Genomic DNA, 17,875 nt, shown 5'->3' on the forward strand with positions numbered 1-17,875 from the left:
GCAGGCGCGCCACCCCAGCCCCTCTCGGTCGCAGCGAAACCGAGAATCAACGAGGCCAGGCACCACGAGCCGCAGCACCCGGAAGCATCGGCGTCGAAAATGGCCCCGAAATCGGATACCAAACAGGCCGCCGCCCACCCGTCATTGAAACCGTCGCTCTCGGGCAATTCAAACGCGCCCGCTGCCACGGCAAACGATACCGTCGCCGGTTCGCAGCCGATCGTACAGGCCAATTCGTTTGAGAACCGATTCTCGGCGGCCAAATAACGCGACCGCGTAGCGGGACCACTGTCCCCGAACACCCCGACGGCCTGTCTGGCGGCAACTCGTCCGCGCATCCAAAAACGCATCAAAACAAAAAGCGAGAGCCTCGGGTTCTGTTTCAATCAGAACCGAGGCTCTCGCTCCTGAACGTGCGCCGACGAACCGACGCCGCCGGCTTCAGGCATATTTGCCGTGGCAGTGCTTGTACTTCTTGCCTGAGCCGCACGGGCAAAGCGCGTTGCGCGATACGCGCCCCCAAGTTGCGGGATCGGCGGGATTGAGTGCGGTATCGCTGCGGCGGCTTTGAACAGGCGCACGCTTCTCGGGCTCGGGCCTCGTATTGCGACGCGCACGTGCGCCTGCAATCGCTGCATCGGCCATCGCCAGCTCGGGATCCGGTTCAAACTCGTCGTAACCGGTCACCGGATCGAGGTGACGTGCCTCCATCGGCGGCAGCTCCATCGGCTGCAGAGCTGGCTGCTCCTCGGGCGGTGCAAGCTCGACGTGCATCAGCTGGCCGGTAACGTTCTCGCGCAAGCGCCCCAGCATATTTTCGAACAGGATGAAGCCTTCCGACTTGTACTCGTTCAGCGGATCGAGCTGCCCGTAGGCGCGGAAGCCGATCACCTGACGCAAATGTTCGAGCGTCACGATGTGCTCGCGCCACAAATGGTCGAGCGACTGCAACAAAACCATTTTCTCGATCTGGCGATAGAGATCGGCGCCAAGCTCAGAGGCCTTTGCTGCGGCATTGGCATCGACGGCGGCCTTGAGGCGCTCTCTGATCTCTTCGTCAGCGATGCCTTCCTCGGCGGCCCAGGCTCCGATCGGAAGCTCGAGGCCGAATATCTCGTTCGTCTGCTCCTCAAGAGCCTTCGTGTCCCACTGTTCGGCGTAGGCGGCCGGCGGAATGAACCGGGTGACCAATTCATCGACGAGCTGATTGCGGAGCTCGGTCACAGTTTCGGAAACGTCATCGACGCCCATGATGTCGAGCCGCTGCTCGAAAATGACCTTCCGCTGGTCATTCATCACGTCATCATACTTGAGGATTTGCTTGCGGATGTCGAAGTTGCGCTCCTCGACCTTCTTCTGCGCCGTCTCGAGCGACTTGTTCATCCACGGATGGGTGATCGCCTCGCCTTCCTTGAGGCCGAGCGTCTGCAGAACCTTGTCCATGCGCTCGGAACCGAAGATGCGCATCAAATCATCATCGAGCGCGAGATAGAACTTCGACCGGCCGGGATCGCCCTGGCGGCCCGAACGGCCGCGGAGCTGATTGTCGATGCGCCGGCTCTCGTGACGCTCGGTTGCAAGCACGTAGAGGCCGCCGGCATCTATGGCCTTCTGCTTCTTGTCGGCAACGTCGGCGACGAGTTCGACACGCTTTTTCGTGATCGCGGCCTCGTCGGGCGGTGTGCCCTTTGCGGTTTCTTCATTGATCCAATCGCGCAACCGGAATTCGGAGTTGCCCCCGAGCTGAATATCGGTTCCACGACCGGCCATGTTGGTCGCAATCGTGACCGCGCCCGGGACTCCGGCCTGGGCGACGATGGGCGCCTCCTGCTCGTGATAGCGGGCGTTCAGAACATTATGCACGATCGGATCGCGCTTGCCCTTCGCATCCGAAGCGAACTTGGTCAGCAGCGCCGCCATGTCGGTGAGATGCTTGCGCAGTTCCTCGTCCTTGCCGGGCTTGATGGCCGCGGCCTGATCGTCGAGCGAGCGGGCTAGGTTACGAAGGTACTTCTCGTCCTTCAAGAGCGCCGACAGCTGCTCCGACTTTTCGATCGATGTCGTTCCGACGAGAATCGGCTGGCCGCGGCTGGCCGCTTCGGCGATCGATTGTACGATCGCGGCGAGCTTTTCTTTTTGCGTCCGGTAAATTTCGTCATCTTCGTCGATGCGACAGACCGGAACATTGGTCGGAATATCGATGACCTCGAGCCCGTAAATGTCCATGAACTCGCTCGCCTCGGTCAAGGCGGTGCCGGTCATTCCGGCAAGCTTCTTGTAGAGGCGGAAATAATTCTGGAACGTGATCGAAGCGAGCGTCTGGTTTTCCGGCTGAACCTCGACGTGCTCTTTAGCTTCCAGCGCCTGATGCAAACCTTCCGAATACCGGCGTCCCGGCATCATGCGGCCGGTGAACTCGTCAATGATCACGACCTCGTTGGACTTGACGATATAATCTTTGTCGCGCTGGAAGAGTTTATGGGCTTTGAGCGCTTGAGTGAGATGGTGGACGATCGTGACGTTATCGATGTCATAGAGCGTGCCTTGCAGCATCCCGGCCGCCTGCAACGCATTTTCCATCTTCTCGTTGCCGGCTTCCGTAAAGGAGACCTGGCGCTGCTTCTCATCGAGCTCGAAGTCTTCCTTCTCCACAATCTTCATCAAGTTGTCGATCGTCTGATAGAGCTCGGCGCGATCTTCGAGCGGACCTGAGATAATCAGCGGCGTACGCGCCTCATCGATCAGGATCGAGTCGACTTCGTCGACGATGGCGTAGATGTGTCCGCGCTGGACCATCTCCGACAGATTCATTTTCATGTTGTCGCGAAGATAGTCGAAGCCGAGTTCGTTATTCGTGCCGTAGGTCACGTCGCACGCGTAAGCGGCCTTGCGCTCTTCATCGCTCATGTCATGCACGACGCAACCGGCCGTGAGGCCGAGGAAGCGATAAACCTGCCCCATCCATTCCGCGTCGCGCTTTGCAAGATAATCGTTGACGGTGACGACGTGGACGCCCTTGCCCGTCAGCGCGTTCAGATAGACGGGCAGCGTCGCGACCAGCGTTTTGCCTTCGCCGGTTTTCATCTCTGCGATATCGCCCTGGTGAAGCACCATGCCGCCGATCAGCTGCACATCGAAATGGCGCTGGCCAAGTACGCGCTTGGCGGCTTCGCGAACCGTCGCGAAGGCCGGCACCAGCAGATCGTCGAGCGTCGCGCCATCCTTCAACTGCTGACGGAAAGCTACCGTGCGGGCGCGCAGCTCGTCATCGGTCAAATTCTCGACTTCGCTTTCGAGCGCATTGATCGCCGCAACGCGCGGGCGGAAGACCCTGACCTTCCTTTCGTTGGAAGAGCCAAAGATTTTGGAAGCGAAGCCGCCGAACGAGAGCATGTTTGAAATCCGTCCTCGAAGTCATGACCCGCACGCTTTGACGCGGCTGGGACTGCGGTTGAAATTGCCGGGGGGCAACATTCAGCAAAAAATGCGCGGCGAGGAGTTCCCGCCACGCCTGCATCAAACCTTCCCTCGGCGCTGTGGCGCGGTCGAGACGGGCCGAAGACCCCGATCGTTCACGGGCAGACATAAGAACTCGCCCCCCCGACTGTCAATGTATTGGGCCACGCCACGGGGCTTGGCGACTATAGTTCGGTGGTGCGGCAGCAATGTTGAAATATTAACTTGGATTTCCGGCTCCAGGCGGCTATCGAGGCCCACTTGCCGCCTGCTTAGGTGCGGCATTTGTCGTCACGCTCTCTTTTTTAGCGCAGACGGCCGATCCCCAATCGCAAAAGCGGAGTCTATCGCCGATGAAGCGCATCGCCCTTACCGTTCTATCCGTGGCACTCGCGGCCGCGGCGTTCGGGTCGTCGGCAGTCCCATCCTTCGCTGAGGATAAGGTCGTCGCCACAATCAATGGCAAACCGATCACTGAGGGCGACCTCAGCGTCGCGGAGAGCGAGATTGGTTCCGATATGGGCACCATGCCAGCCCCGCAGAAGCGCATGTCGCTACTTGAATTTCTCATCGACAACCAGCTCTTCGCCGAAGCCGCCGAAGGCGCGAAACTGGATCAGGGCGCGGATTTCGAGACGCGGCTCAACTACTTGAAGCGGCGGGCTCTGCGTGAACTTTACTTCGAGAAGGTCATCAAGGCTTCCGTCAGCGATGCCGATGCACGCAAGATCTACGATGATCAGGTCAAACTCCTGAAGCCTGAGGAAGAAGTATCGGCGCGGCACATCCTGGTCGAAACCGAAGAACAGGCCAAAGCGCTGAAAGAAAAACTCAACAACGGCGCCGACTTTGTGCAGCTCGCCAAGGAAAACTCGAAGGACCCCGGCTCAAAAGACGATGGCGGCAACCTCGGCTACTTCGGACACGGGCAAATGGTGCCGCAGTTTGAAGATATCGTCTTCAAGCTGAAGAAGGGTGAGGTTTCGGATCCGGTCAAGACGCAGTTCGGCTGGCATCTCGTCAAGCTCGAGGACCGCCGAACGAAGCAGCCGCCGGCGTTCGACATCGTGAAAGACCGGATCGTCCAATCGTTGCTCTTGAAAAAGGCGCAACAGTCCGCGGTAGAGCTTCGCGGAAAGTCGAAAATCGAATTAGTCGACCCGGAGATCAAAAAGGCGATCGACGACCGCAATAAGGCGCTCGAGGCGGCCCCGTCGGGCGGCGCCGCCAAGCCTGCGGAAACCACGCCGACGCCTACACCTACGCCCTAGGGCCCGGGGGCATAGCCGCAGCTCAGGCATCTCTTTTGTGATTGTTGGCCGGGCCGCTTGATTATAGCGGCCCGATCTGTTTCAGGGAGCCTCGCGCTCATTTCGGAGGTTGTCCATGGGAGAAGTCTCAAGCGTTTCTCCGTTTGCGCCGGCAGCGCTCGTCAGCCTGCCGCCGATCGACGGCGTCGCCTTTGCGACGGCTGAGGCGGGTATTCGCTACAAGGGGCGGACCGATCTTCTGCTCGCCGTGCTGGACGAGGGCACCTCGGTCGCCGGCGTCTTGACCCAATCGAAGACCGCTTCGGCGCCGGTTCTCATCTGCCGCAAGCACCTCAAGAAGGGCAGCGCGCGGGCCATCGTCGTCAACTCCGGCAATGCCAACGCCTTTACTGGCAAACGCGGGCGCGAGGCGGTCGACATCACGGTCGAACGCGCTGTGGAAGCGGTGGGTTGCAAGCCCCACGAAGTGTTCGTCGCCTCGACAGGGGTTATCGGCGAGCCGCTGGATGCGGGGAAATTCGCGCACCTGTTGACCGAACTCGCCGGGCGCGCAGAGTCTGACGCTTTTGACAAGGCGGCCCGGGCCATCATGACGACCGACACGTATCCGAAGTTGGCGACCAGAACGGCGCTGATCGGCGATACCGAGGTGACGATCAACGGCTTCTGCAAGGGCGCCGGGATGATCGCTCCGGACATGGCGACGATGCTGTGCTTCATTTTCACCGATGCGGCGATCTCGGCGGAAGCCCTGCAGGCGCTTATTACGCAGCATGCGCAAACGACGTTCAACTGCATGACGGTCGACGGCGACACGTCGACCAGCGACACGTGCCTCATTTTTGCGACGGGACGGGCCGCTGCGCGCGGTCAAAAGCCCGTCATCAAGGCGAAATCGAAAAAACTGCAGGCGTTCTCCGACGCCTTGCACGATCTGATGCGCGATCTCGCGATCCAGGTCGCGAAGGACGGAGAAGGACTTTCGAAGTTCGTGACTTTCGAGGTCGCGGGTGCCAAATCGTGGTCGGCTGCTCGCAAAATCGGGCTCGCCTGCGCCAACTCGCCGATCCTCAAGACGGCCATCGCGGGGGAGGATCCAAATTGGGGCCGCGTCGTCATGGCCGTCGGCAAATCGGGCGAAGCCGCAAACCGCGACAAGCTCACGATCTGGTTCGGCCCGCATTGCGTTGCGCGCAACGGCGAGCGCGCCGAGGAGTATGACGAAAAGACCGCGGCGGCCTACATGAAGAATAGCGACATTCTGATCCGCATCGATGCTGGGGTTGGAAACGCCGCGGCGACGGTCTGGACTTGCGACCTGACGCACGCCTACATCTCGATCAACGCCGACTACCGAAGCTGAGAGCAGAGACATTCATGGACAAAGCCTTCTGGGAGCAGCGTTGGCAAAACCGCGACATCGCATTTCATCAGCCGCATGTTTACGAGCAATTGAAACAGCTTTGGCCATTGCTCAATCTGCCTCGTGAAAGCGCTGTTTTCGTGCCTATGGCGGGCAAGAGCCGCGACATGATTTGGCTGGCGACGCAAGGCCATCGCATCATTGGCGTCGAGCTGTCGGACATCGCCGTTCGCGAATTCTTTACGGAAGGCGGACAGACGCCCGCTAGAACGTCCGAAGGCGATTTCGAGATTTCCTCCGCGGGACCATTCAGTCTTTATTGTGGTGACTTTTTCGATCTGCGACCCGAGGCGCTGAGCGACGTCGTCGCCGTTTACGACCGCGCGGCGCTGATTGCGCTGCCTGCAGCCGAGCGGAAACGCTACGCCGAGACGCTGGCTCACATCCTGCCGCGCGACGCTATTATTTTTCTCGTCGCCCTCGACTATCCCGAGCATGAGATTTCCGGTCCGCCATTCTCGGTGCCGCGGCAGGAAATCGAGCGCCTTTTTGGCGAGACGTTCAAAGTTGCCGTGCTCGATGCGCACGACGGGCTCGCCGCCTGCGCCAACCTGAGAAAGCGTGGCGTCACCAGGCTCGAAGAGACGACCTATCTGCTCAGGCGTCACCCAATCGAGCGTCAGGCATGAAGCCGCTGCTCCTCGTCGCGGCGGTGGCATTGATCGACGTCGACAAGCGGGTGCTGATTGCAAAACGGCCCGAGGGCAAGCCGATGGCGGGTCTCTGGGAATTCCCAGGCGGCAAGGTCGAGCCGGGCGAAACACCTGAAGGCGCGTTATTTCGCGAAATCAAGGAAGAACTCGGCATCGAACTTTGCCGTACGTGCCTTGCACCGTTCAGCTTCGCCAGTCACGCTTACGAAGATTTCCATCTCTTGATGCCGCTCTATATTTGCAGAACCTGGGACGGAGAGATCGCGCCGCGCGAGGGCCAGACCATCGAATGGGTGCACGCGCTGCATCTTTCACGCTACCGGATGCCACCCGCGGACGAGCCGCTCATTCCTTGGCTTCGGGATTTTTTGGCCTAGGTTTCAAAACGTCGGCAAGGCGAACTTGCGCCGAGCCGGGCGACAGCGGCTTCTGCTGACTTTCGTGCGGCACCCATCCCGTCAACGTGATGATTTCGAATGTCGCCGGTATGCGGCCGTCGGGCTGGCCGAACTTGCGTTGATAAATCTCTGACGCCCGGAAAAGCAGTCCGCGCGTCACCGGTATGCGGCGCCGCTCGGTGAGCATGTTGCTAGCGCCCATCGCCTTGATCTCTCGCATAAGGGCCAGTGGGGAGGCATACGTCACCCGGACAAGATCGCTATCGGCGACCGGAAGGGCGAAGCCAGCGCGCTGCAGCAGGCGGCCGAGTTCGCGGACGTCGGCAAAGGGCGCGACGCGAGGGGAAGCTCCGCCGAGCATTTCGTCTTCCGCCAGAAGCCAGGCTTCGCGCAATTCTTTCAGCGTTTCACCTGCGAGCAACGCGGCGAGCAGCAGCCCGTCGGGCTTCAGCGCCCGGTTGATCTGAATGAGGGCGCCCGGCAGATCGTTGACGAGTTGCAGCGATAGCCCGGAAACCACCAGATCAAGGCTTCGCGGCGCAAACGGCAGCGCCTCTTCTTCCGCGGCGATCCGCTGACCCGTTGCGAGCTTCAGACATTGCGGTGAGGGATCGACGTCGATGATCTCACCAACGTTCGGCAGCGCCTCGAGTCGTCGCGTCAGCAGGCCACTGAACGCGCCGAGGCAGGCCGCACGCGGGAACTCGCGGCGTATAATGCTTAAACGTTCCGCGAAATCATCGGCAACGCGCTCCAGGAGAAAGTCAGGCGCCGAACCCGAGGCGACGATGCGGTCGCGCCTGGCTCGGATGAGCCTGCGGTCAAAAATTTGCGGAGCGCCGGGCATTGCATGTTTTTCCAAGAATAGCTCGCTGGCGATAGCCTGTTGCGCTAGGTTTCCGCAATGCAAACGGGATCATAGCCGTGCCGGAAGCCGTTTTCGATGATGACTGCGCCGAAGCGCCCAGCGCCTGGGGCGTCAGGCGTCTTCGGCCCCTCACCCAAATCGGACGCGCCGCCCTCGATGTCGTGCTGCCGCCCCTCTGCCTCTCATGCCAAACCCGTATCACGGCCCACGATGCGCTCTGTCCGGCGTGCTGGCGGCAAATCAACTTTATCCGTCCGCCGCTTTGCGACCGGATGGGACTGCCGATGCCGTTCGACATCGGAGGACCGATGCTGTCGGCTGCGGCCATCGCCGATCCGCCTGATTTCGACCGCGCCCGTGCCGTTGCCCGTTTCGACGGGCTGATGCGCGAACTCATTCACGCGTTCAAATTCCACGACAGCCACAACGCGCGCCGCCTATTCGGACGCTGGCTTGTAGAAGCGGGCCAGGAGATCCTTAAAGACGCCGATTTGCTGGTGGCGGTGCCGCTGGCACGATGGCGGCTGATATCACGCCGCTTCAACCAGGCACAAATCCTCGCTATCGAAACCGGAAAGCAGGCGCACAAGCCCGTCCGGCCGTTTGCCCTCGTCCGCACCCGGGCAACAGCGCATCAGATCGGCCTGACGCGGGCGCAACGCAGCCGAAACGTGGCGGGCGCATTCCGCGTTCCGCCAAGTGAATTGCCCGCAGTCTCTGGAAAAGCCATAGTTCTGATCGATGATGTCGTCACAAGCGGCGCGACGGCTTCCGCCGCGGCTGCGGTCTTGAAACGCGCCGGTGCGCGACGTGTCGACGTACTGGCCCTGGCGATCGTGTCGGATGCGCATTCCTGAGGCCCGAAAAATGCCGTGGCAGAAGCGCGGCACAGCGGCGCAAATGGGCTAGGCTGGGTTGCATGGTCCCGCGAACGCGGTAACTTTGATTCGCGCAATGAAATTGGCGTATAGAGAGGCGCCGGCGACATGCATAAGGTGATGGTCTATACGGCGGGCAATTGCTGCTACTGCCACATGGCCAAAGATTTATTACGGCGCAAAGGCGCGACTTTCGAGGAAATCGATGTCACCGGCCGCACCGATTTGCGCGCCGATTTGAGCGCCCGCGCCGGCGGACGGCGAACAGTACCGCAGATCTGGATCGGCAGCGTGCACGTCGGCGGCTGTGACGATCTCTTCGACCTCGAGCGTTCCGGCAAACTCGATGCACTTTTGACCCACGCCGAAGCAACGCGTTGATCATGTCCACGTCTTCCGAGACGACTTTTCGCGCCGCCCTGGTTCAGATGCGCTCGGGCCGTAGCGTCGAACGCAATGTGGCCGACGCCTTGGCGCTGATCGGCGAGGCTGCCGCTCAAAAGGCCGACTACGTTCAGACACCGGAAAACACAGCGCTGATGGAGCTCGAGCCGGCGCGTCTGATGGCAGAGACGCAACCGGAAGCGGGCAATAAGGCGCTTGAAGCCTTCAGCACTGCCGCCCGCGACAGCAAGATCTGGCTGCATATCGGCTCGATCGCAGTGAAGGTCGCTGAACGCAGGTTAGCCAATCGCTCGTACCTCATCGCGCCGGACGGGAGCATTGCGGCGCGATACGACAAGATCCATATGTTTGATGTCGATCTCGGCAATGGCGAGGTCTACAGCGAAAGTGTCAACTATCAGGCGGGCGCGAGCGCCATTCTCGCTGATCTGCCGTGGGGTTCGCTGGGCTTGACGATCTGCTATGATCTGCGCTTTCCCGCCTTGCATCGCGCTCTCGCCAAAGGCGGCGCCAAGTTCGTCGCGAGCCCTGCCGCATTCACCCGCATCACCGGCGAGGCCCATTGGCACACACTGCTCAAGGCGCGGGCGATTGAGACGGAAACATTCGTATTTGCAGCCGCACAGAGTGGGCTGCACGAAAATGGCCGCGAGACTTTCGGGCACAGCCTGATCATTTCCCCGTGGGGGGAGGTTCTAGCCGACGGTGGCATAGAACCGGGCGTCGTTACGGCGGATATCGATACCCGAAGCATCGACGTTATCCGTCGCAGAATTCCGTCGTTGACGCACGACCGCGCATTTGATGTCGTCGTCGTTAAATGCAAGACACCGGAAGGTGCGCCGCAAGCGTAAAACAAAGGCCATGATCAAGTACCGCCTCAGCTGCTCAGCGGGCCACGAATTCGAAAGCTGGTTTCGCGCGATCGGCGATTACGACAAGCAATGGCAGTCGGGCCTGATCCTGTGCCCGATCTGCGGCTCGAAAGAGATAACCAAGATGCCGATGGCACCGGCGGTCGTGAAGGGGCGTGGCTCCGAGACGCCACTGCCGCTCTCCGTAGGCCGCGGAAACGAAGCCGAGGAGTCGGTGCTCGGCAAGCTTCGCGCGTTCCAGCAAAGCGTCATCGAGAATTCGGAAGATGTCGGCTCGCGCTTCGCCGACGAGGCGCGCAAGATACATTTTGGAGAAGCCGAGGAACGGCGCATTCGCGGCAACTCAACGGCCGAGGAAGCCAAGGAAATGCTCGAAGACGGCGTGCCGTTCGGCATTCTGCCGCCGCTGCCCGAAGACCTGAATTGACGGTCAACGATTTTCGCAGACCCGGCGCATGCACTGCGTACTTGATCGTAAAAACGAGCCCTAGCTCAATCTCACGTTAGCCATTCACTATATGGAGCCACCGGTCCATCGCCGGAGAGGCATTTTGGCGGTTGCAGGACCTGCCGGAAGCAGTGCAAACATCGTCTGAAGACCAGGGGGCGTTGCTCCTGGCGGAGATCGCCCACGATGACATCGAGCGTCACCCGACTGGATACATCCGCACGAACGCCGGGCCGCGCGGCGGCCGCACTTCGCCATGACTGGACGCGCGGCGAGGCTCTGGGTCTTTACGATCTGCCGTTCATGGACTTGCTTTTCCGCGCCCAAACCGTGCACCGCGCCTCGTTCGATCCGAATAAGGTGCAGAAAAGCCGTCTGCTGTCGATCAAGACCGGCGGATGCGCCGAGGACTGCGGCTATTGCAACCAGTCCGCGCACCACAAGACCGGCCTCAAAGCCTCAAAGCTGATGGAGGTCGAACGCGTCATCGCCGAAGCCAAGAAGGCCAAGGCGCAGGGCGCATCGCGATATTGCATGGGGGCCGCCTGGCGCAGTCCAAAATCGCGCGACATGGACGTCGTCGTGGCGATGGTCGAAGGCGTGAAGGCGCTCGGCATGGAAACGTGCATGACGCTCGGGATGCTGTCGGACGACGACGTCGTGAGGCTGCGCGACGCCGGCCTCGATTACTACAACCACAACGTCGACACGTCTGAAGCCTATTACGATAAGATCATCACGACCCGCACGTATGCCGAGCGGCTCGACACGCTGGCGCGCGTCCGTGAATCCGGAATGAAGGTCTGCTCGGGCGGTATCGTCGGCATGGGCGAAGGCCGCAACGATCGCGCCGATATGCTCGTCACGCTCGCCAACCTTGAAGAGCATCCCGAAAGTGTGCCGATCAACATGCTCGTTGCCATTCCGGGCACGCCGCTTGAACATGCCGAGCGCATCGATCCGATCGATTTCGTGCGCACGATCGCGGTAGCGCGCATCATGATGCCGAAGTCGTTCGTGCGCCTCTCGGCCGGCCGCACCGAGATGAGCGACGAAACGCAGGCGCTATGCTTCTTCGCCGGCGCCAATTCGATATTCGTCGGCGATATGCTGCTGACCGCCGACAATCCCGGCGACGACAAAGACAGCCGCTTATTTGCCAAGCTCGGGCTTTCGGCTCTTGAACTCAATCTGGACCCATCCTCTGATCATGAGCCCGGACCTAGCGCGGGACGGCAGGATGTCCGGCAATCATGAGCGTGCGCTCGATGCGCTGTTGCGCCGGGGCCGTTTGAGGGCACTCGAAACCCCGCACGGAATCGATTTCACGTCGAACGACTATCTGGGTCTCGCGCAGTCGCGGGAACTGGCGGACGCCATCGTCCAGGCCATCGCGCGCGGTGTGCCGGTTGGGGCGGGCGGCTCGCGACTGCTGCGCGGCAATCATCCCGAGCATGAAGCGCTCGAACACGAAGCGGCGCAGTTCTTCGGTGCCGAAACGGCGCTGTTTTTCGGCGGCGGCTTCATCGCCAACACCGCATTACTGGCAACATTGCCATCGCACGGCGACCTGATCGTCTATGACGAACTCATCCATGCGAGCGCTCACGACGGCATGCGCCTTTCGAAGGCCGATGCGGCGGCGGCCCGCCACAACGACCCGCAGAGTGTCGAAGATGTCATCACGGCGTGGCGCGCGGCGGGCGCAACGGGACAGCCTTGGATCGTTGTCGAAAGCCTCTACAGCATGGACGGCGACCGCGCGCCGCTCGACGACCTGGCGGCGATCGCTCTCCGCAACGATGCCATGCTGATCGTTGACGAAGCGCATGCGACCGGCGTTTTCGGTCCGGATGGACGGGGGCTTGCGGCGCATCTCGAAGGTAGCGCCAACGTCGTGACGCTGCATACGTGCGGCAAGGCGCTCGGCGTGATGGGCGGCTTGGTGCTGGCGCCGCGCACGATTTGCGATTTTCTCGTCAACCGAGCCCGTGCCTTCATTTACGCAACGGCGCCGTCGCCGCTCGTCGCCGCAGCCGTTCGCGCCGCGCTTGAGATATGCCGCGCGGAGCCGCAACGCCGCGAGAAACTGCACCGTTTGATTTCATTCACGGCGAGCGAACTTAGGTCCAAGACTTCATTCGCGCCCTCCGGATCACAAATCCAACCGATCATTGTCGGCGCCGATACCCGGGCGGTTGCGCTGGCATCGTCGCTCAAGGCGCGCGGCTATGACATTCGGGCCATCCGTCCGCCGACAGTACCGGAGGGCACAGCGCGTCTGCGCCTGACCGTGACGCTCAACACGGAGGAGAGCGTAATCTCTCAGCTCATTTCCGACCTCGCAGCGGCGCAAGCGGAGATCGCCGCATGAGCACACGCGTCGTGGTTGCCGGCACCGACACAAACATCGGCAAGACCGTCTTTGCAGCAGCGCTGACACAGGCGCTCGACGGGTATTACTGGAAACCGGTGCAAGCCGGCCTCGAAGGCGAAACCGACTCGCAAGTCGTGCGGCGGTTGAGCGGCCTCAAGGCCTCGCGCATTTTGCTCGAGACCTACCGGCTTCGGACAGCCGCATCACCGCACGTTGCCGCGGAGCTCGACGACATTCAAATTGAACCGGCACACCTGCGGCCGCACCAGTTGCCGGCCCCGCTGGTGATCGAATTGGCGGGTGGGCTGGATGTGCCTTTGACTCGCAAGTTGCTGCAGGTCGACCTCGTCGCCGAGTGGAAGCTCCCGCTCGTTCTCTGTGCTTCGACCCGGCTCGGCACGATCAATCACTCGCTGCTTTCGATCGAAGCCTTGAAGCGCCGCGCCATACCGATCCTCGGCGTCGCTTTCATCGGCGACGAGATCGTCGATACCGAACGCACGATCGCGGCCTTCGGCGGCGTCAAGCATTTGGGCCGGCTGCCGCGGCTCGATCCACTCGACAGCACGACGTTGCGCAATGCCTTCGCGGCAAACTTTTCTGTTCCGGACATTCTCGGGCTTGGAGCCAACGGCCCATGAGTTCGCCCGTCTGGCATCCTTTCACGCAACACGGTCTTGAACCTCAAATGCTTCCCATCTCCAGGGCCGAGGGCGCATGGCTCGAAGCGAGCGATGGGCAACGGATATTCGATGGCATTTCCTCGTGGTGGGTCATTACGCACGGGCATCGCCATCCGAAAATCGTGCGCGCCATCCAAGAGCAGGCCGACAAGCTCGACCAGGTGGTCTTTGCCGGCTTCACGCACGAGCCAGCCGAAACCGTGGCACGCGAACTTATAAAGATCGCACCCAGCGGTCTCGCGCACGTTTTCTTTTCCGACAGCGGATCGACGGCGGTCGAAGTCGCATTGAAGATGGCGCTTGGCTATTGGCGCAACACGGGCCAAAAGCGCACGCGCATCCTGGCGCTCGAACACGCCTATCATGGCGATACGGTTGGCACGATGTCGGCAGGCGCGCGTGGCGTTTTCAACGCCGCCTATGCGCCGCTGCTGTTCGACGTCGAACGCATCCCTTACCCGGCGGCAGGGCGCGAACAGCTGACATTCGACGCGCTCGACAAGGCCTGCCGGAGCGGCGACACGGCGGCCTTCATATTGGAACCGTTGATTCTCGGCGCCGGCGGCATGCTGATTTACGACGCCGCGACGCTGGCCGAAATGCGCAGGATTTGTTCAGCATACGGCGTCCTCTTCATCGCCGACGAAGTGATGACGGGCTTCGGGCGTACGGGGACGCTGTTTGCCTCAGAGCAGGCGCATATCTCGCCCGACATTCTCTGTGTCGCCAAGGGTATTACCGGCGGCTCGATCCCGCTCGCCGCAACGCTGTGCAGCGAAGCGATTTATGCAGCGCATCTCTCCGAAGATCGGGCACGTACTTTCTTTCATTCGAGTTCGTACACAGGCAACGCCATCGCCTGCGCGGCCGCGGTAGCCAATCTCGAAATCTGGCGCACGGAGCCGGTACGCGAGCGGATTGCGGCCCTCGCGGCCGCTCAGGAACAATGCCTGGAGGGCCTAGAGGGTGATCCGCATTTTGCGAATGGTCGCCAGATCGGAACGATTACAGCGGTGGAGCTTACCGGCCGTGCAGGTGGCTATCTCGATAACGTTGCGCTGTCACTGCGCTCGAAGCTCCTGGCGCGCGGCGTGCTGCTCCGGCCTTTGGGCAACACGGTCTACGTCATGCCACCTTACTGCGCGACTGCCGATGAGCTGAAATCGGTCTACGAAAAACTCGCCGAGGCCGTCGACGAGGTCAGCGCATGACCGGAGTCGAGATCATCGGACTTGGCCACTACGCGCCCGAGAAGATTGTGCCGAATGCTGAGATCGAAGCCCGGCTTGGCCTTGAGCCCGGCTGGATCAAGCGTCGGACCGGCATCGAAGCGCGCCGCTATGCGGCGGACGGCGAGGCACTTTCCGACATTGCGATCAAGGCTGGCGAGATGGCGCTCGCCCGCGCGGGCATCGATCGCCGCGATATCGGCCTGCTGCTGCTTGCCACGTCAACGCCCGACCATCTTCTGCCGCCGACGGCGCCGCTCGTTGCTCATCACCTCGGACTTTCGAACGCCGGCGGCATCGACATGGCCGGCGCCTGCGCGGGCTTCATCTACGCGCTGACGCTCGCCGACAGTTTCGTGCGCAGCCACGACACGAAGGTGCTTGTCATCGCCGCGAACATTCTGTCACGACGGATCAATCCGGCTGATCGCGCCAGCAGCGTGCTGTTCTCGGATGCGGCCGGCGCGGTGCTGTTAGCCCCAACCGGCCGTTCCGACGCCGGTGTTCGTGGCGCTCGGCTTGCGGCCAAAGGCGCGCACTACGACCTTATTTCGATACCGGGCGGCGGCAGCCGGATGCCATTTTCGAAGGGCATCGACGCCGGCGAAATGCTGATGGTGATGTCGGACGGCCAGGCGGTCTATGCCGAAGCCGTGGCTATGATGACGAGTGCGGCCGAAAACGCACTCAAACGTGCTGGCGCCGTGGCGAGCGATGTCGCGCACTTCATTCCGCATCAAGCCAATGCGCGGATGATGGCGACGGTGGCGCACCAATTAGAGATCGTACCCGAACGGATGCTCTCCACAATTGAGCAGTTCGCCAACAGCTCGGCGGCGACGATCCCGTTTACGCTGTCGATGTCGGCCGACGAGCGCCGCTACGAAAAGGGCGACATCGTTCTGATGACGGCCGCCGGGGCGGGATTGACGGGGGGTGCAGTCGCCTTTCGTTGGTAAGCTACTTCGGCCGCACGCCCTCGATGTTTAAAGTGAGCTCGACGTCTTTTGCAGACGGCCCCAGGTCGCGCACGATACCAAAATCGGCCAGCGCGAATTTGGTCGTTCCAGTGAAGCCCTCGCGATAGCCGCCCCAGGGGTCGGCGCCGCCACCGACGCGCTCAGCCTCAATCGTGATTTCCTTCGTAACGCCGTGCAGCGTCAGGTTTCCAACGATCGTTGCCTTGTCTGGACCGGACGACTTGACGCTCGTGCTCTCGAAGACGGCCGTTGGAAACATGTCTACGTCGAGAAGGTCGCCGCCTCGCACGTGCTTGTCGCGCTCGGCCATATTGGTGTTGACGCTTGTCGTATCGATCTCGATCTTGACCTTGGAAGCGTCGGGATTTTTATCGTCGAATGAGAAGTTGCCGGAAAATTTGTCAAAGCGGCCAGTCAGCCAGCTGAAACCCAAATGTTTGATGCGGAAATTTATTGAGGCATGGACATTCTTGGTATCGACGACAAAATCGGCCGCCATCGCCGACGTCGAAAGAACCGTGACAGTCATTACGGCCGCGAGGGCTGCCAGTCTGGCTTTCATCGATGCATTTCCTTTTTCGGAATAATCGAAGGGGGTGATGGACCCGACCACATGCGTTTCAATATCGTGCTCTTGTCCACGAAGTGATGCTTGAGTGCAGCAACCGTATGAATGACGGTGAGCCCGATGACCGCGTAAGCGAGGATGCGATGCACGTCGCCGGCGCGATCCTCTAGTCCACGCATCTGAAGAATCGACGGGACGCTGAACCATCCGAATACATCGACGGGCCGGCCGTCCAAGGTCGTGATCAGATAGCCACTGACCATTATGGCGAGCAGCAGGATGTAGAAGCCCCAATGCACGGCATACGAGGCCTTTTGCTCCAGTGGCGTCAGGTCGTCGATCTGCGGCTTGGGATTAGCGGCGCGCCACAGCCAGCGGACGAGCAGTGCGAACAAGAGCAGCATCCCGAAGCTGCGGTGAAGCTCCGGGGCGGAATTGTAGTACGGACTGTAATAGTCGAGCCGCACCATCCATAACCCCAGCGCGAACATGGCGACGATCGCGACGGCCATCAGCCAATGGAAAAGCCGCGAGACAATTCCATAACCTTCCAATGTGTCGCGAACGATCATGCGTGCCTCGTGATGCGCGGACGTATCACGGCTCTCAAAGCCTTCATCGCCCGGGAAATGCGAGGACAACGCGGCTTTTTCAAGGGCCCGGGTATGCTCGTCAGCGATGCAACGGGTCAGGCTCAGTCTGATAATTAACTTGACTTTATTAGTACACTTTAGCCTGATGGCCATCCACCATTTGCGGGGCCTTGAACCCCGATATTTGGAGATGAAAAATGAAGCGCTCATACGTTTGCAGTGAGCGGCTCGATGCGCGCGAAACATCAAGCGCCGTTCTCGCCGCCTCCATGTTTGCCGCATCCGTCGGAATGATTTGGGACCTGGCAACCGGCCACGTGTCAGCTTTCGACCGTATGCTTTCGGACCTGTCGGAAGACGACACGCTCGACGAGCAAAAGAAATTCAAACGCTAAATCTTTGCACTCGCTTCGCGGACAAATTCCCGGCGAGCGTGATTTGCGGCGCTCGCAATTCAATCGAACGGATCAAGCCAGACGATGAGCGGTAAAATGTTCCTGAAACCCGAATTGCCTGAAAATTTCGCATCGTCCGACGATGAGGAAGTTTGCACCGGGCACGCGCTCGGCTTCCCGGTTAGGAGCGAGCTTGGATTGTCTATCTGCATTGATGCGACACCCTCGACGGCGAATCGCAATTTGCCCCGCGCCTGCTAGCGCGCCGGCGTAACTTTCGAGGCCATCAGTTTGCGGTCCTTGATCGCGTACTTGACGGTTATCTTGTCACCGACCTTCAATTTGCTGAGCTTGATATTCTTGCTGACCTGAAAC

General features: G+C 60.9%; 18 protein-coding genes and 1 pseudogene. 15 read left to right on the forward strand and 4 right to left on the reverse strand.

The window, feature by feature from the left end:
• Nucleotides 1-267: pseudogene (locus VN623_RS07155) on the forward strand (hypothetical protein); the annotation flags it as partial.
• A 174-nt stretch (nt 268-441) separates the two neighbouring features.
• Here VN623_RS07155 and secA read toward each other — a convergent pair.
• Complete coding sequence (gene secA, locus VN623_RS07160) at nt 442-3,393, reverse strand: preprotein translocase subunit SecA (protein WP_325569559.1); 2,952 nt, start codon at nt 3,391-3,393, stop codon at nt 442-444.
• Between the two features lie 416 nt (nt 3,394-3,809).
• On the opposite strand from secA, the gene VN623_RS07165 reads away from it, so the two are divergent.
• From VN623_RS07165 to mutT, 4 genes are all read left to right on the forward strand, one after another.
• Entirely contained in the window at nt 3,810-4,727 is a 918-nt protein-coding gene (locus tag VN623_RS07165; RefSeq protein ID WP_325569561.1) for a peptidylprolyl isomerase, read from the forward strand.
• A 115-nt stretch (nt 4,728-4,842) separates the two neighbouring features.
• Nucleotides 4,843-6,090 carry a bifunctional glutamate N-acetyltransferase/amino-acid acetyltransferase ArgJ gene (gene argJ, locus VN623_RS07170; RefSeq protein WP_325569563.1) on the forward strand — a complete coding sequence of 416 codons (1,248 nt, stop codon included), beginning with the start codon at nt 4,843-4,845 and terminating at the stop codon, nt 6,088-6,090.
• Nucleotides 6,091-6,104: 14 nt separating this feature from the next.
• Nucleotides 6,105-6,779, forward strand: a complete 675-nt coding sequence (locus VN623_RS07175) for a thiopurine S-methyltransferase (protein WP_325569565.1) — start codon at nt 6,105-6,107, stop codon at nt 6,777-6,779.
• Complete coding sequence (gene mutT, locus VN623_RS07180; RefSeq protein WP_325569567.1) at nt 6,776-7,180, forward strand: 8-oxo-dGTP diphosphatase MutT; 405 nt, start codon at nt 6,776-6,778, stop codon at nt 7,178-7,180. The genes VN623_RS07175 and mutT overlap by 4 nt, the downstream gene beginning before the upstream one ends.
• Here the strand turns inward: mutT and VN623_RS07185 are convergent.
• Nucleotides 7,149-8,048 carry a methyltransferase domain-containing protein gene (locus tag VN623_RS07185; protein ID WP_325569569.1) on the reverse strand — a complete coding sequence of 300 codons (900 nt, stop codon included), beginning with the start codon at nt 8,046-8,048 and terminating at the stop codon, nt 7,149-7,151. The genes mutT and VN623_RS07185 overlap by 32 nt on opposite strands.
• A 77-nt stretch (nt 8,049-8,125) precedes the next feature.
• Here VN623_RS07185 and VN623_RS07190 point away from each other — a divergent pair, with 77 nt between their 5' ends.
• From VN623_RS07190 to VN623_RS07230, 9 genes are all read left to right on the forward strand, one after another.
• A complete protein-coding gene (locus VN623_RS07190) occupies nt 8,126-8,926 on the forward strand; it encodes a ComF family protein (protein ID WP_325569571.1) in 801 nt (266 codons plus the stop codon).
• 129 nt (nt 8,927-9,055) lie between these two features.
• Complete coding sequence (gene grxC, locus VN623_RS07195) at nt 9,056-9,328, forward strand: glutaredoxin 3 (RefSeq protein ID WP_325569573.1); 273 nt, start codon at nt 9,056-9,058, stop codon at nt 9,326-9,328.
• 2 nt (nt 9,329-9,330) lie between these two features.
• Complete coding sequence (locus tag VN623_RS07200) at nt 9,331-10,206, forward strand: carbon-nitrogen hydrolase family protein (protein WP_325569575.1); 876 nt, start codon at nt 9,331-9,333, stop codon at nt 10,204-10,206.
• A 10-nt stretch (nt 10,207-10,216) separates the two neighbouring features.
• Nucleotides 10,217-10,654, forward strand: a complete 438-nt coding sequence (locus VN623_RS07205; RefSeq protein ID WP_325569577.1) for a DUF1178 family protein — start codon at nt 10,217-10,219, stop codon at nt 10,652-10,654.
• A gap of 207 nt (nt 10,655-10,861) precedes the next feature.
• A complete protein-coding gene (gene bioB / locus VN623_RS07210; RefSeq protein ID WP_325569579.1) occupies nt 10,862-11,932 on the forward strand; it encodes a biotin synthase BioB in 1,071 nt (356 codons plus the stop codon).
• Nucleotides 11,916-13,049 (forward strand): 8-amino-7-oxononanoate synthase, encoded by a 1,134-nt coding sequence (locus VN623_RS07215; RefSeq protein WP_325569581.1) that lies wholly within the window; start codon nt 11,916-11,918, stop codon nt 13,047-13,049. The genes bioB and VN623_RS07215 overlap by 17 nt, the downstream gene beginning before the upstream one ends.
• Nucleotides 13,046-13,693, forward strand: a complete 648-nt coding sequence (gene bioD, locus VN623_RS07220; protein WP_325569583.1) for a dethiobiotin synthase — start codon at nt 13,046-13,048, stop codon at nt 13,691-13,693. Before VN623_RS07215 ends, bioD begins: the two co-directional genes overlap by 4 nt.
• Nucleotides 13,690-14,946, forward strand: a complete 1,257-nt coding sequence (locus VN623_RS07225; protein WP_325569585.1) for an adenosylmethionine--8-amino-7-oxononanoate transaminase — start codon at nt 13,690-13,692, stop codon at nt 14,944-14,946. Before bioD ends, VN623_RS07225 begins: the two co-directional genes overlap by 4 nt.
• Nucleotides 14,943-15,923 (forward strand): beta-ketoacyl-ACP synthase III, encoded by a 981-nt coding sequence (locus VN623_RS07230; RefSeq protein WP_325569587.1) that lies wholly within the window; start codon nt 14,943-14,945, stop codon nt 15,921-15,923. The genes VN623_RS07225 and VN623_RS07230 overlap by 4 nt, the downstream gene beginning before the upstream one ends.
• Nucleotide 15,924: 1 nt before the next feature.
• Here the strand turns inward: VN623_RS07230 and VN623_RS07235 are convergent, their stop codons facing one another.
• Together VN623_RS07235 and VN623_RS07240 are read right to left on the reverse strand one after the other, a co-directional pair.
• On the reverse strand, nt 15,925-16,506 hold the full coding sequence (locus VN623_RS07235; RefSeq protein WP_325569589.1) for a YceI family protein: 582 nt from the start codon (nt 16,504-16,506) through the stop codon (nt 15,925-15,927).
• Nucleotides 16,503-17,084: a cytochrome b gene (locus VN623_RS07240; RefSeq protein ID WP_325569590.1), complete on the reverse strand. Its 582-nt coding sequence runs from the start codon at nt 17,082-17,084 to the stop codon at nt 16,503-16,505. Before VN623_RS07240 ends, VN623_RS07235 begins: the two co-directional genes overlap by 4 nt.
• A 218-nt stretch (nt 17,085-17,302) precedes the next feature.
• Between VN623_RS07240 and VN623_RS07245 the strand changes: the two genes are divergently transcribed.
• A complete protein-coding gene (locus VN623_RS07245; protein ID WP_325569591.1) occupies nt 17,303-17,500 on the forward strand; it encodes a hypothetical protein in 198 nt (65 codons plus the stop codon).
• Nucleotides 17,501-17,875 lie beyond the last annotated feature (375 nt).

The sequence above is a fragment of the Hyphomicrobium sp. genome, from assembly GCF_035572195.1.
GTDB lineage: Bacteria > Pseudomonadota > Alphaproteobacteria > Rhizobiales > Hyphomicrobiaceae > Hyphomicrobium_B.

What these genes read in the sequence shown, in the direction of transcription:
- secA (WP_325569559.1), bottom strand. Translation starts at nt 3,393, where the DNA reads ATGCTCTCGTTCGGCGGCTTCGCTTCCAAAATCTTTGGCTCTTCCAAC.
- VN623_RS07165 (WP_325569561.1), top strand. Translation starts at nt 3,810, where the DNA reads ATGAAGCGCATCGCCCTTACCGTTCTATCCGTGGCACTCGCGGCCGCG.
- argJ (WP_325569563.1), top strand. Translation starts at nt 4,843, where the DNA reads ATGGGAGAAGTCTCAAGCGTTTCTCCGTTTGCGCCGGCAGCGCTCGTC.
- VN623_RS07175 (WP_325569565.1), top strand. Translation starts at nt 6,105, where the DNA reads ATGGACAAAGCCTTCTGGGAGCAGCGTTGGCAAAACCGCGACATCGCA.
- mutT (WP_325569567.1), top strand. Translation starts at nt 6,776, where the DNA reads ATGAAGCCGCTGCTCCTCGTCGCGGCGGTGGCATTGATCGACGTCGAC.
- VN623_RS07185 (WP_325569569.1), bottom strand. Translation starts at nt 8,048, where the DNA reads ATGCCCGGCGCTCCGCAAATTTTTGACCGCAGGCTCATCCGAGCCAGG.
- grxC (WP_325569573.1), top strand. Translation starts at nt 9,056, where the DNA reads ATGCATAAGGTGATGGTCTATACGGCGGGCAATTGCTGCTACTGCCAC.
- VN623_RS07200 (WP_325569575.1), top strand. Translation starts at nt 9,331, where the DNA reads ATGTCCACGTCTTCCGAGACGACTTTTCGCGCCGCCCTGGTTCAGATG.
- VN623_RS07205 (WP_325569577.1), top strand. Translation starts at nt 10,217, where the DNA reads ATGATCAAGTACCGCCTCAGCTGCTCAGCGGGCCACGAATTCGAAAGC.
- bioB (WP_325569579.1), top strand. Translation starts at nt 10,862, where the DNA reads ATGACATCGAGCGTCACCCGACTGGATACATCCGCACGAACGCCGGGC.
- VN623_RS07215 (WP_325569581.1), top strand. Translation starts at nt 11,916, where the DNA reads ATGTCCGGCAATCATGAGCGTGCGCTCGATGCGCTGTTGCGCCGGGGC.
- bioD (WP_325569583.1), top strand. Translation starts at nt 13,046, where the DNA reads ATGAGCACACGCGTCGTGGTTGCCGGCACCGACACAAACATCGGCAAG.
- VN623_RS07225 (WP_325569585.1), top strand. Translation starts at nt 13,690, where the DNA reads ATGAGTTCGCCCGTCTGGCATCCTTTCACGCAACACGGTCTTGAACCT.
- VN623_RS07230 (WP_325569587.1), top strand. Translation starts at nt 14,943, where the DNA reads ATGACCGGAGTCGAGATCATCGGACTTGGCCACTACGCGCCCGAGAAG.
- VN623_RS07235 (WP_325569589.1), bottom strand. Translation starts at nt 16,506, where the DNA reads ATGAAAGCCAGACTGGCAGCCCTCGCGGCCGTAATGACTGTCACGGTT.
- VN623_RS07240 (WP_325569590.1), bottom strand. Translation starts at nt 17,084, where the DNA reads ATGATCGTTCGCGACACATTGGAAGGTTATGGAATTGTCTCGCGGCTT.
- VN623_RS07245 (WP_325569591.1), top strand. Translation starts at nt 17,303, where the DNA reads ATGAAGCGCTCATACGTTTGCAGTGAGCGGCTCGATGCGCGCGAAACA.